Source organism: Sphingopyxis sp. YF1 (genome assembly GCF_022701295.1).
In the GTDB taxonomy this organism is placed as follows: Bacteria; Pseudomonadota; Alphaproteobacteria; order Sphingomonadales; family Sphingomonadaceae; genus Sphingopyxis.
In genome coordinates this window covers 1,410,632-1,423,195 of sequence record NZ_CP033204.1, presented here as the reverse complement: position 1 = coordinate 1,423,195, position 12,564 = coordinate 1,410,632, and the positions used below count along the sequence as shown (strand labels likewise).

The window sequence follows — 12,564 nt, the reverse complement described above, 5'->3', positions numbered from 1 at the left end:
ATGGCATTAAAGCGGCATGCTCGATCAGACCAAACCCGTGTACCAGCGTCTGCGCGATGTGATCGCCAACGCTATCCTCGACGGCACCTATCGCGACGGCGACATGCTCCCCTCGGTGCGCTCGCTCGCCGCCGAGGAAGGCGCCAACCCGCTCACCGTCGCCAAGGCCTATCAGACCTTTCAGGACGAGGAACTGGTCACGGTGAAGCGCGGCGTCGGCATGTTCGTCGCCGAGGGTGCGACCGACCGGCTGCGCGAACTGATGCGGCAGGATTTCCTCACCAACATCTGGCCCCCCGTCGCCCAGCAGATGCGCCGTATCGGGCTCGACGCCCGGACTCTGCTCGACCTGACCGAAGCCTGACGGCTCGTCGCATCGCCCGTTTTGGGGTTGGGAGCGGACGCGCCTCCCCCCCCCTCAGGCGGGAGGGGAAAGCTGATTTCCGCGATCGGTTGGCTTTTCCCGCTCCTCCCTGTCGCGCAGCGATGGGGAGGTGGCAGCGCGCAGCGCTGACGGAGGGGCGAAGGACGCGACCTCGCAGCTCCTCCACCCCGCCTGCGGCGGCCCCCCCCTCCCCATGGCCTGCGGCCACAGGGAGGATTGAATGTCGCCTACCGGTCGCTAGCCGCCCGGTCCGCCGGCGCCGCCTATCGCCCGATCTGCGCCCGCTTCTCGCGCAAGTCCGCAGCGCCCTGCGCGTCGCCGCCCTGCGCCAGCAGATCGGCATATAGATCCATGATCGCGCCGTTGAGCGGCTGCAACCGATAGGCGCGCGCGATCGTCGCGGTTGCGCGCGCGCGCTCTCCTTTCGCGGCATAGGCCCTGGCCAGTTCGCGCAGCACCACCGCGTCGCGGTTGCCGATCCGGCGCCGCACGCGCTCGAAATGCGCGATCGCATCGTCCCAATGTTCGATATCCATCGCCAGATGCCCCGCCAGCCGGTCGGCCGCGATGCTCGACGGCTGGCTGTCGCGCAGCGCGAGGATCGCCGCGCCTGATCCGGCGGGATCGCCGGCGCGGAACAGCGCATTGGCCAGCCGCAGCGTCGTCCGCTCGCCCGCATCGAGATCGCGCGCAGCACGGAAGCTCTGCACCGCCTGCGCATATTCGCCCGCCGCCAGGGCCGCGTCGCCGTGCAGGATATGCGCATCGGCGACCCCGCGATTGGCGTCGCGCAGCCGCGCTGCCCGCGCGAGCGCGCGCGCGGCGTTGCCGGTCGCCATCTCGCTTTCCATCGCCGGGATCACCACCGACGGATCGAGCGGCCGGGCATCGGCCTGCGCTGCGACCAGACCGTAGTTTCCGCCGCTGGCAAAGGGCACCGCCTCGCCCGGTGCCAGCGCTGCGGCGCGCGTCAGAAAGGCCGTGGACGCCTCGCCCTGCCCCAGTTCGGCGGCCGCGCGCGCCGCCATCGTCAGCGACCAGCTGTCGGCGTCGCCCCGCGCCACAATCGGCGACAGCGCCTCGAGCGCGCCGTCGGGGTCGCCCCCCGCCCATTCGGACAGCGCCAGGATACGCCGCGCGGTCAGATTGTGCGGCTGCTCCCCCAGCAACCGGTCGGCCCAGGTCGCGGCCACCGCCTCACCGCCCAGTTCCAGTTCGACGATCGCGCTCAGCAGCATGAACCCCGGCTCTTCGTCCAGCCGCCCGCGCGTGCGCTGGAGCAGGCTGCGCGCAAGCTGGTAATTGCCCGCCCGCGCCGCGAGCACCGCCTGCAGATAATAGAGCCGCGGCTCGCCCGGCGCGAGCGTCGCGGCGTGGCGCAGCGAGGCGAGCATGTCGCGATAGCGACCAAGGTCGCCCAGCGTCGCGGCGCGGTCGATCAGCGCGCCGGCATTGTCGGGGTCGGCGGCAAGCGCCTTGTCGTACCATTCGAGCGAGGCGTTGAGGCCGCGCTGGGTGCGTACCAGATTGGCCTTGAACGCCAGCGCCGCGCTGTTCGTCTTGTCGAGCTCGATCGCATAGTCGACCGCGTCGCGCGCGCCGAGCGCGTCGGCATTGGCGTCGCGAAAGCGCGCGACGTCGACCCACAGGTCCGAATTGCGCGGCAGGTCCTGCACCGCGCGGTCGAACGCATCGCGCGCATCACCAAGGTCGCCATTGTCCAGATGGACATTGCCCGCGACCCACGCCGCCTCGCCGATCATCGCGGGCGCGATCGGCCCGGCGTCGAGGATGCGAAAGGCGCGGTCGCCGTCGCCCTGCAGCGCGGCCGCCTTCGCCGCGAGCGGACGCAGCGCCGGCTCGGTTCCGCCGGCATTAAGTGCGCCCTGCACCGCCGCCTCGGCACTGACGCCGTCGCCCAGCTTCATCAGCAGCCGCGCCAGTTCGACCTGCTCGGCCAGCTGGTGCGGATCGTCCGCAAGCATCTCCTGCAACGCAGCCTTGCGCTGTTCGAGCGCGGCGCGCGGGCTCACCGGGCGCGCTTCACCGCACCCCGCCAGCAACGCCGCGAACAGCAGCATGCCAATCCAGGCGCGGACGCGCGTCACCTTCAGCCCTGCATCCGATATTGCTTGAGCAGGTCGTAAAGCGTCGGGCGGCTGATCCCGAGCAGCTTTGCCGCAAGCGAGATATTGCCTTCGCTCTGCGTCATCGCGCGGCGGATCGCGACGCGGTCGGCCGCCTCGCGCGCGCTGCGCAGGTTGAGCCACGCCTCGGCTCCCTCGGCCTCGCCCCCCGCGATGTCGAGGTCCTCCCTTGCGACCAGCTTGCCGTCGGCCATGATAACCGCGCGCTTGATGCGGTTTTCCAGTTCGCGGACATTGCCCGGCCAGCGCGCCTCGTCGATCGCCTGCAGCGCATCGGGCGCGAAGCCGCGCACCCCGGGGTTCATCTCGGGGGCATATTGGTGGAGGAAGTGGCGCGCCAGCAGCACCGCGTCGCCCGGCCGTTCGGCGAGCGACGGGATCTTCACCACCATCTCGGCGAGCCGGTAGTAAAGGTCGTCGCGGAAACTCCCCGCCGCGATCATCGCGTCGAGATCGCGGTGCGTCGCGCAGACGATTCGCGTATCGACCGCGATCGGCTTGCGCCCGCCGACCCGCTCGATCGTGCGCTCCTGCAGGAAACGCAGCAGCTTGACCTGGAGCGGCAGCGGGATGTCGCCGACTTCGTCGAGGAAAAGCGTCCCGCCGTGCGCCAGCTCGATCTTGCCCTCGGTGGTCTTCACCGCACCGGTGAACGCCCCCTTCTCGTGTCCGAACAGCTCGCTTTCGAGCAGATTCTCGGGGATCGCGGCGCAGTTGATCGCGACGAAAGCCCCGTCGCGCCGCGCGCTCGCTTCGTGCAGTCCGCGCGCGAGAAGCTCCTTGCCGGTGCCGCTCGCGCCGAGCAGCATCACCGATACGCCAAGGTTGGCGACGCGCTCGATCGTGCGCGCGACCTTCAGCATTTCGGGGGCGCCGGTGATCATCCCGCCGAGCACGCGATTGTCGTTCGCTCCCAGACTCGCGAGCCGGGCATTCTCGACCTCGAGTTCGCGGACGTGGAATGCCCGGCGGACGATCAGCCCCAGCTCGTCGATGTCGATCGGTTTCTGGTAAAAATCCCACGCCCCCTGCGCGATCGCGTTCAGCGCGCTCGCCCGCTCGCCATGCCCCGACACCACGATCACCTTGGTGTCGGGTTTCATCTCAAGGATCGCCGACAGCGTGCGAAACCCCTCGCGCGTCCCGTCGGGATCGGGCGGCAGCCCCAGATCGAGCGTCACCACGTCGGGTTCGCCGGCGCGCAGCAGCTCAATCGCCGCATCATGGTCACCCGCGATCAGCACCTCATAATCGTCATAAGCCCATTTGAGCTGCGTCTGCAGCCCGGGGTCGTCCTCGACCACCAGCAGCTTGCGCGGCGCTCCGGTCCCGTCGCTCGTCATCATGCCACCTTCATCCACTCGTCCCCACCCGATGCCCCGCCGCGCGCCGCGGCGGGCAGCCACAGCGTAAAGCGGCTCCCCTTTCCGGGCTCACTGGCAACGTCGATCGCCCCGCCCAGCGCCTGCGCCAGCTGCAACGCCTCATACGCGCCCAGCCCGAACCCTCCGTCCTTGGTCGAGACGAAGGGTTTGAACAGCTCGCCTTCGATGAATTCGCGGCTCATCCCGCTGCCCTGGTCGAGCACGTCGATCCGCACCCGCCCGCCCTCGCGCGCCGCGAGCAGTTGCACCGGCGCATCGCCCGGCGAGGCGTCGATCGCGTTGGTCGCCAGATGTTCGACGATCTGCCGCACCGATTCGGCGTCAGCCCACGCGGTCAGCCCCGTTGCGCAGCCGACAAACAGATCGCGGCGCGGCTTCATCTGCGCCGCGACCGCCTCGAGCAGCGGCTCGACCGGCGTCGCCGCGGCCTCGGCCGCCCGCCCGCGCTCGCGCGGCGACAGGCGCGCCAGCAGGTCGGACAGCCGCCCCGCCGAAATCTTCAGCGTCCCGACCATGTCGGCACGGAACTCGGGCTTGTCGGCGTGGCGCTCGGCGTTGCGCGCGAGCAGCGCAAGCTGGCTCGCGAGGTTCTTGATGTCGTGCATGATGAAGGCGAAACGGCGGTTGAACTCGTCGAAGCGCCGCGCCTCCGACAGCGCCGCCTGGCTCTGCGATTCGGCAAGATAGCTCGCCGCCTGCCGCCCCGCGATGCGCAGCACGTCGAGATCTTCCCAGTCGAGCGCGCGCGACACCGCCGGGCGGTGCAGCACGACCACCGCGATCATCCGCTGGAAATGCAGCACCGGCACCACCACCCACGCGCGCGTGTCGGCGACCAGCCAGTCGGGGATCGCCAGTTCCTGCCCGCTCGCCGAGCGGGTGGCGCCGCGGCGCACCGCATCCAGATCGACGATATGCCCCGTGTCCTGCAGCATGAACGCCGACCGCAGCGACAGCTCGGCATCGGCGTCACCCCCGGCATCCCAGTGCCAGCGGTCGGCGACGCGAAAGCTGCCGCGCGCGTCGGGCAGCATCAGCAGCGCGCCGGGGCTGCCGGTCAGCTCGGCGAGCGCGCGCGCGACGCGGCGATAGAGATCGCCTTCCCCGTCGCCTCCCTGGTCGCCGCGCGCCAGCGTCGCGGTGAAGCGCATCCATTCGGCGCGATAGTCGTAGCGATGCTCGAAGAAATGCTTCGAGATCATCACCGTCAACCAGGCGCGAACCCGCGCCGACCCGACCAGCAGCCCGCCCGCGCCGACCGCGACGACCAGCGACAGATTCTGCGCCAGCACGGCATAGTCGCCGCCGACCAGCCGCGCCACCGCGCCCGCCAGCGCGATCAGGATCAGATAGCCGGCGCCGCCGATCAGCACGATCGTACGCGTCGCCGCGGTGCGCGACAGCTGTATACGTTCGCGCCCGACGTCCATCGCCGCGAGCACGAAAGTCGGCAGCGCGAGCAGCGCGACCGCGGGCAGGAGCAGCATCAGCGTCATTGCCGGCTTGCCGGCCAGTGCGCCGATCAGCTGGAAATTGAGCTCATAGGCCCAGAGCATCGCAAAACCGCCCGCCACCGCCAGCACCGGCATGCGGATTCCGGCGCTGCCGTGGCGCACCCCGCTGTCGACGAGCAGCAAGCCGCCCGACGCGACGATCATCGCCACCAGCGCCAGCCCCGGCGCGGCCCAGGCTGCGGGCACGCTGCCTTCGCGCAGCCACACCGTCGCCCCGAACGCCAGCGCGACGAGGCAGAAGGTGACGAGCAGCCGCTGGATCAGCCGCAACGGCCGCGACATCGGCGCGCGCGCATTCCAGAAGGTTGCACCGAGCCAGCCGAGCATCACCGCGTTGCGCAGCGCGCGCGCGACCAGCGCCTCGGGCGATGCGGGCTGGTACACCCAGGTCGCCGCGCTCCACAGCGCCATCGCCCCCGCCGCCGCGACCAGCCAGCCGAAGCTCGGCATCAGCGCCGCCATGCGCGCGCGCGGCCGCGTCAGCAGCCACAGCGTCACCCCGGAAAAGCCCGCGAAGGACAGCCCGGCGAGGATCGCGGACAGGCCCACGAGCCCGCTCATGGTCAGCGGGCCCCCTCGGGCCACAGCACCACACGCACCGTCTGGAGCAGGATCAGGAGGTCGAGGAAGGGCGAATAATTCTTCGCGTAATAAAGGTCGTATTCGAGCTTCACCCGCGCATCCTCGACCGACGCGCCATAGGGATAGTTGATCTGCGCCCAGCCGGTCAGCCCCGGCTTCACCATGTGCCGCTCGGCATAATAGGGCAGTTCGCGCTCCAGCTCCTCGACGAAGCTCGGGCGTTCGGGACGCGGACCGACGAAGCTCATCTCGCCCTTGAGCACGCACCACAGCTGCGGCAGCTCGTCGATCCGGAGCTTGCGGATGATATGGCCGACGCGCGTGATGCGGGGGTCGTTCTCGCTCGCCCACACCGCCTTGCCCGCCGCTTCGGCGTCGGTGCGCATCGACCGGATCTTGACGACGTCGTACGGCGCACCGAACAGCCCGACGCGCGGCTGGCGATAGAAAACCGGCCCCTTGCTGTCGAGCTTGACCGCGATTCCGGCGATCAGGATCAGCGGCAGGCCGATGACGAGCACCGCGAGGCTCGCGAGGATGTCGAACACGCGCTTGCTCGCCCGCGCGATCCGCTGCCCCGCCGAAAAGCCGTCGGAAAAGATCAGGAAACTGGGGTTCGTGGTGGCAAGGTCGACGCGCCCGGTCTCGCGCTCGAGGAAGCTTGCGATATCGTTGACATGGACCCCGGTGGTCTTGACGCGGAGCAGGTCGGCGAGCGGCAGCGCACCGCGCCGCTCCTCCATCGCCAGCACCACCTCGCCCGCGCCCAGCGCGACGGCATGATCGGCCAGGCTTGCGACCTTCGCGCGCGGCAGCGCGCCGGTTACGGCCTTTTCGGTCGCCGCCATCGCGACATAGCCCGCGATCTGGAAACCGCGCCCCGGTTCCTCCGACAACGCCTTCAGCCGCGCCGCGCGCGGCCCCGCGCCGAGCACGAGGATGCGGCGGCGAAAGGCGTCGGTGCCCGCGCTCTGCGTGAGCATCAACCGCACTGCGAGGAGCAGCACGATCGCGAACACCATCGCGTAAATGCTGTTCGCGCGCCACAGCGTCACCGTCGGCAGGACGAAACCCAGCACCGACAGGAAGATCACCCCGAGCGAGATCGCCGCGAGCAGCCGCGCCGTCGCGAACCCCATCGCGCGCAGCGCCTCGGTCCCGTACATGCCGACCGCCATCATCGCGAGCATGTTCGATACGGCAAAGGTCAGCAGCGGGAGCCAGCGCTCGCCGATCGGTCCCGCGTCGAAGCCCGCCTGGTGCGCGTAAAGATGCCACGCCCCCTCGGCCGAGGCGAGCAGCGCGCAAAACTCGATCAGCGCGAGCCAGACCACCGCGTGCGGAACATAATGTTTGAACAGACGAAACATGGAAAATGGCAGCCCTTTCGGGCAGATACCCTAAAGCCGAGGGATGAAGTGTCGGTTAATTTTACACCTGCACGCCGCTTTGTTCCGCGCCATGGCGAAAGTCAAAGCCGTTCGGTCCCGTCGACCGGCCCGGCAATCGCAACGCTCGCCCGCAATCGCCCCGAAAACCTCCAATCAGGGGATGACACGCCTCGCTTCAACGGGTTAGACCGATGCCCATGACCCTCCAGATCCAACCCGTCATCCTGTGCGGCGGCGCCGGAACGCGCCTCTGGCCCGAATCGCGCGGCACGCGCGCAAAACAGTTTCTGCCGCTCACCGGCAGCGAGAGCCTGTTCCGCCAGACCGTCGCGCGCACCCCGGCGGGCGAGCATTTCCTGCCCCCGATCATCCTGTGCGGCGACGCGCATGTGGCCACCGTGCGCGAACAGATGGGACCGCACGAGGCCGCGCTGCTCGTCGAACCGATGCCGCGCAACACCGCCGCGGCGATCGCGCTCGCGGTGGCGCGCGCCGATGCCGTCACCTTGCTGCTCGTCATGCCCAGCGACCATGTCATCGCCGACGTTCCGGCCTTCCACGCCGCGATCGCAAAGGGCGCGCGGCTCGCGCAGCAGGACTGGCTCGTCACCTTCGGTATCACCCCGACGCACCCCGACACCGGTTTCGGCTATATCGCGAGCGGCGCGGCGCTCGGCGAAGAAGGCTTCGCGGTCGAGCGCTTCGTCGAAAAGCCGCCGCTCGCGGATGCCGAAAGGATGCTCGCTGCGGGCGGCTACAGCTGGAACGCCGGTATCTTCCTGTTCCGCGCCGGGCGCATGCGCGACGCGATGCTCACCCATTGTCGCGCGATCTTCGAAGCCGCCGACCGCGCGGTCGCCGCGGGCATGTACGATGGCGACGCGCTCTACGCCGACGCGCCCGAATTCGAAAAGGCGCCGTCGGACTCGATCGACTATGCCGTGATGGAAAAGGACGCGCGCGTCGCGATCGTCCCCGTTGCGATGGGCTGGTCCGACCTCGGCAGCTGGCAGGCGGTGCACGCACTCGCCGCGCACGATCCGGCCGGCAATGCCGTGTCCGGCGACGTCTTCCTCCACGACAGCAGCGGCAATCTGATCCGCGCGGGCGACAAGCGCGTGTCGGTGATCGGCATGGAGGGCGTCGCGGTGGTCGTCGACGGCGACGACATCCTCGTCATGCCGCTGGCGCGCTGCCAGGACGTCCGCGCCGCGGCCAAGGCGCGCGAATAGCGCGATGGGCGCGCGCTGCTTCGCCGATGCACTGCTCGGACTGCTCGCCCACCATCCGCACGAACTGCGCACCCGCCATTGCCACGACGCCCCTTTCGTCGCGGTTGTGCTCGAGGGCGGCTATCAGGAAGCCGGCGACGAGGGGCGCTTCGACGTTCGCGCCGGCGACGCGCTGATCCACCACGCCTTCGAATCGCACCTCGACCGCGTCGAGGCACGCGGCGCGCGCGTCCTCATACTCGACCTCCCGCCCGAACTCGCCCGGACGCCGCATGTGCGCGGTCGCGTCGCCGACCCCGACGCGCTCGTCCGCCTCGCCGCGCGCGACCCGCGCGCCGCCGTGCGACTCTTTGCCGAACAGTTCGTCGCGGCGCCCGACGGCGCGCGCGACTGGCCCGACCTGCTCGCGCGCGACCTGCGCGGCGCCGTGACGATCGTCCTCGGCGAATGGGCCGAGCGCACCGGCGTGCGCGCCGAAACGCTCAGCCGCGGTTTTCGCGCCGCCTATGGGTGCACGCCAAAGGCGTATCGCGCCGACGCCCGCGCGCGCGCCGCGCTCGCGGCGGTGCGCGCCGGTGCCGAGCCGCTGGCGGCGATCGCGCACCGCTTCGGCTTCGCCGACCAGGCGCATATGACGCACGCGGTTGCGCGGCTCAGCGGCGCCCCGCCGGGCCGCTGGCGAAAAAAAGGTCAAATCGATACAAGACTCGGATAGGCCAAACGTGTAGCACCCGGACAACACACCATATTGGAGTTCGCCGATGCTCGACCGCCGCACCCTTCTCGCCACCCTCGCTGCCGGCTCCGCGCTCGCGACCGTTCGTGCGCCCGCGCGCGCGATGCTCGCCGATGCTCCGACGGGCGAGGGCGCAAAGCTCACCGCCATCTACGAGCGCATCTACGACCGGCTGGTCGACGAAAGCCCCGAATTCGCCACCGCGCTCGGGCTCGACAAGGGTGGCCGCGCCCCGCTCAAGGCAAAGCTCGACGACCGCTCGCCCGCGGGAATCAAGCGCAGCCACCAGCTCTATCGCGACGGCCTCGCCGAGCTGGACACGATCAATGTTTCAAAGCTTTCGGGCATGGACCTCGTGAACTACGAGACCTTCCACGGCCCCTGGCAGCATTTCGTCAAGGCCTATGACAGCTTCGACTATGGCCTCCACAGCTGGCCCGAACCGCACCCGGTGACGCAGCTTTCGGGCACCTATCGCTCGATCCCCGACTTTCTGATCAACCAGCATGCGATCGCCAACGCCGCCGATGCCGAGGCCTATCTCGCGCGCTGCGCCGACTTCGCCGCCCAGCTCGATAACGAGACCGGACGCATCGCCGCCGACCACCGGAATGGCGTGATCCCGCCCGACTTCGTCATCGACCGCACCCTCGGCCAGTTCGATCGCATCTGGGCGCCCGCGCCCGATGCCAATGGGCTCGTGAAGAATATCGCGGCGAAGACAGAGGATATTCCCGGCGACTGGGCCGCACGCTGCGCCGCGATCGTCAAGGACCGCATCTACCCCGCGATGCGGCGGCAGGCCGACGAACTGCGCGCGGCGCGGCCCAAGGCGGCGCACGACGCCGGCGTCTGGCGCCTGCCCAAGGGCGACGAATATTACGCCTATGCGCTGCGCTACGCGACGACGACGGGCATGTCGGCGGAGGAGGTCCACCAACTCGGCCTCGACCGCGTCGCCGATTTGAGCGCACAGGCCGATGCGATCTTCAGGGCGCAGGGCATGACCAAGGGCAGCGTCGCCGAACGCATGCGCGCACTCGGCAAGGACCCGCGCTTCCTCTATCCGAACACCGACGAGGGCAAGACAAAGCTGATCGCCGAACTCAACGCCCAGATGCAGGCGATCCAGGCACGGCTGCCCGAAGCTTTCGGCCGCCTTCCCAAGGCCAGGGTCGAGATCCGCCGCGTCCCCGCCGATATCGAGGATGGCGCGACCGGCGGCTATTACCAGATCCCCGCGCTCGACGGCTCGCGCCCCGGCGCTTATTATATCAACCTGCGCGGCACCGCCGAAAACCCGTCGTGGACGCTGCCGACCCTCACCTATCACGAGGCCTCGCCCGGACATCACCACCAGATCGCGCTGGCGCAGGAAGCGACCGGAATCCCGCGCCTCCGCCGCCTCCCCGCCTACTCGGTCTATACCGAGGGCTGGGGCCTTTACGCCGAACAGCTCGCCGACGAGATGGGCGTGTACGAAAACGACCCGTGGGGCCGCCTCGGCTATCTCCAGTCCTACATGTTCCGCGCCGCGCGCCTCGTCGCCGACACCGGTCTCCACCACTATAAATGGACGCGAGAGAGGGCGATCCAATATTATAACGAGACGCTCGGCACCCCCGAACCCTCGAACGTCACCGAGATCGAACGCTATTGCGTCTGGCCCGGACAGGCGACGAGCTACATGGTCGGCCAGACCCAGTGGGTCGCGATCCGCGAAAAGGCAAAGGCCGCGCTCGGCGCCAAATTCGACCTGCGCGGCTTCCACGACACCGCGCTCTCGGCGGGCGCGATGCCGATCGAGGTACTCGCGGGTGTGATCGAACGCTGGACCGCGGCGCAGAAGGGCTAGGGTCAGGACCCATTAATTCCGCACTCCTTCGGCAAGCCCACCCGCACCGCGAGCCCGCCGAGCGCGCTGTCGCCCAGCGTCAGCTTGCCCTCCATCGCCTCGACCGCCTTCACCGCGATCGCAAGGCCCAGCCCGGCGCCGCCCGCGCTGCGGCCGCGCGCGCCGTCGAGGCGGCGAAAGGGCAGCAGCGCCTCGGCGCGCCGGTCGGGAGGGATGCCCGGGCCGTCGTCCTCGACCGTCAGCAGGAACCGGTTGTGCGGCGCATGTGCAAGCGTCACCACGATCCGCGCCGCGTGGCGCCGGGCATTGTCGATCAGATTGGCGAGGATGCGATTGACCGCGAGCGGGCGGACGGTTGCGGGAAGCTCGTCGGGGCCGTGCCAGCCGATCGCGGCGCCCAGATCAGCGGCGGCGTCGACCGCGGTCGCTACGATCGCCGCGACGTCGACCAGCCGCGCCGCTTCCTCCTCGCCGCTGCGGACATAGGCGAGCGTCGATTCGATGAAACGCTCCATCTCGGCCAGATCATCGTGGATCGCGTCGCGGTCGTCGCTGTCGGGGAGCAGCGCGGCGCGCAGCCGCAGCCGCTGGATCGGGGTGCGCAAATCGTGCGAGACCGCGACCAGCGCGTGCGTCTGGTCCGCCATCGCACCCAGTAACCGTTGCTGCATCGCGGCAAAGGCGGTTGCGACGCGCCGCACCTCGGGCGGCCCCTCGGCGATGATCGTTCCCGTCCGCCCCTGCCCCGTTGCGTCGGCCGCCGCGGCGAGATTGCGGAGCGGCCGCACCAGCGCCTGCACCATCGCGAGCGCAAGACCCAGCACCGCGGCGATCAGCAGCAGATGGAGCAGCATCACCCTGCCCGGCGCCGGCGGCGCGCCGAGATAGGGGCCGACGCGAAAGGTGACATAGCTGCCGTCGGCGAGCTGGATCGCGCCGAGCAGGTCGCGCTCGCCCGCCTTCGCCGACGGCATCAGCGTCAGCCGCAGCTCGCGCCCGGCGAGCGCGGGCGCGGCCTGCACCAGCCGCGCGCGCAGCGCCGCGAGCCGCTCGAACGAGCCGCTATAGTCGGTGATGACCGAGCGCGGCACCCAGTTCAGCGTCGCGCCGTCGCCGGCCAGCGCGTGCAGTCGCCGCCCGCGATGCTTCGGGTGGCTCGCGAGCGCGGTGCGCTCGGCAAGCGCCAGCCGCGCCCCGATCCGCGCGACCTGCGCTTCGGGCACCAGTTCGCGCTCCTGCCAGCGGAGCAGCGCGACATTGCCGGCGAATTCGAGCGCGACCGCCGCGACGAGCACCAGCGCGATCCGCCCGACCATGCCCAGCCGCCGCAGCGCCAT

General features: G+C 69.9%; 9 protein-coding genes. 4 read left to right on the top strand and 5 right to left on the bottom strand.

Annotation, left to right across the window (positions count from 1 at the left end):
* The first annotated feature begins 16 nt into the window (after window positions 1-16).
* Window positions 17-364 carry a GntR family transcriptional regulator gene (locus EAO27_RS06885; RefSeq protein ID WP_242778687.1) on the top strand — a complete coding sequence of 116 codons (348 nt, stop codon included), beginning with the start codon at window positions 17-19 and terminating at the stop codon, window positions 362-364.
* Between the two features lie 284 nt (window positions 365-648).
* Here the strand turns inward: EAO27_RS06885 and EAO27_RS06880 are convergent, their stop codons facing one another.
* From EAO27_RS06880 to EAO27_RS06865, 4 genes are read right to left on the bottom strand one after another with little or no spacing between them, the layout of a single operon-like run.
* Window positions 649-2,493, bottom strand: a complete 1,845-nt coding sequence (locus tag EAO27_RS06880; protein WP_242778684.1) for a tetratricopeptide repeat protein — start codon at window positions 2,491-2,493, stop codon at window positions 649-651.
* A gap of 2 nt (window positions 2,494-2,495) precedes the next feature.
* Window positions 2,496-3,878, bottom strand: coding sequence for a PEP-CTERM-box response regulator transcription factor (gene prsR, locus EAO27_RS06875; RefSeq protein WP_242778677.1), 1,383 nt, complete (start codon window positions 3,876-3,878; stop codon window positions 2,496-2,498).
* Window positions 3,875-5,992, bottom strand: a complete 2,118-nt coding sequence (gene prsK / locus EAO27_RS06870) for an XrtA/PEP-CTERM system histidine kinase PrsK (RefSeq protein WP_242778674.1) — start codon at window positions 5,990-5,992, stop codon at window positions 3,875-3,877. The genes prsR and prsK overlap by 4 nt, the downstream gene beginning before the upstream one ends.
* 2 nt (window positions 5,993-5,994) lie before the next feature.
* Window positions 5,995-7,383: a TIGR03013 family XrtA/PEP-CTERM system glycosyltransferase gene (locus EAO27_RS06865; RefSeq protein ID WP_242778671.1), complete on the bottom strand. Its 1,389-nt coding sequence runs from the start codon at window positions 7,381-7,383 to the stop codon at window positions 5,995-5,997.
* Window positions 7,384-7,601: 218 nt separating this feature from the next.
* Between EAO27_RS06865 and EAO27_RS06860 the strand changes: the two genes are divergently transcribed.
* The 3 genes from EAO27_RS06860 to EAO27_RS06850 are packed head-to-tail and all read left to right on the top strand — an operon-like array spanning window position 7,602 to window position 11,227.
* Window positions 7,602-8,636, top strand: a complete 1,035-nt coding sequence (locus EAO27_RS06860; RefSeq protein WP_242778668.1) for a sugar phosphate nucleotidyltransferase — start codon at window positions 7,602-7,604, stop codon at window positions 8,634-8,636.
* Between the two features lie 4 nt (window positions 8,637-8,640).
* The gene (locus EAO27_RS06855) at window positions 8,641-9,351 is read left to right on the top strand and encodes an AraC family transcriptional regulator (protein WP_242778665.1); all 711 of its coding nucleotides are present in this window, start codon (window positions 8,641-8,643) and stop codon (window positions 9,349-9,351) included.
* Window positions 9,352-9,397: 46 nt separating this feature from the next.
* The gene (locus EAO27_RS06850; RefSeq protein ID WP_242778662.1) at window positions 9,398-11,227 is read left to right on the top strand and encodes a DUF885 family protein; all 1,830 of its coding nucleotides are present in this window, start codon (window positions 9,398-9,400) and stop codon (window positions 11,225-11,227) included.
* A 2-nt stretch (window positions 11,228-11,229) separates the two neighbouring features.
* Here EAO27_RS06850 and EAO27_RS06845 read toward each other — a convergent pair whose 3' ends face one another.
* Window positions 11,230-12,564: an ATP-binding protein gene (locus EAO27_RS06845; RefSeq protein WP_242778660.1), complete on the bottom strand. Its 1,335-nt coding sequence runs from the start codon at window positions 12,562-12,564 to the stop codon at window positions 11,230-11,232.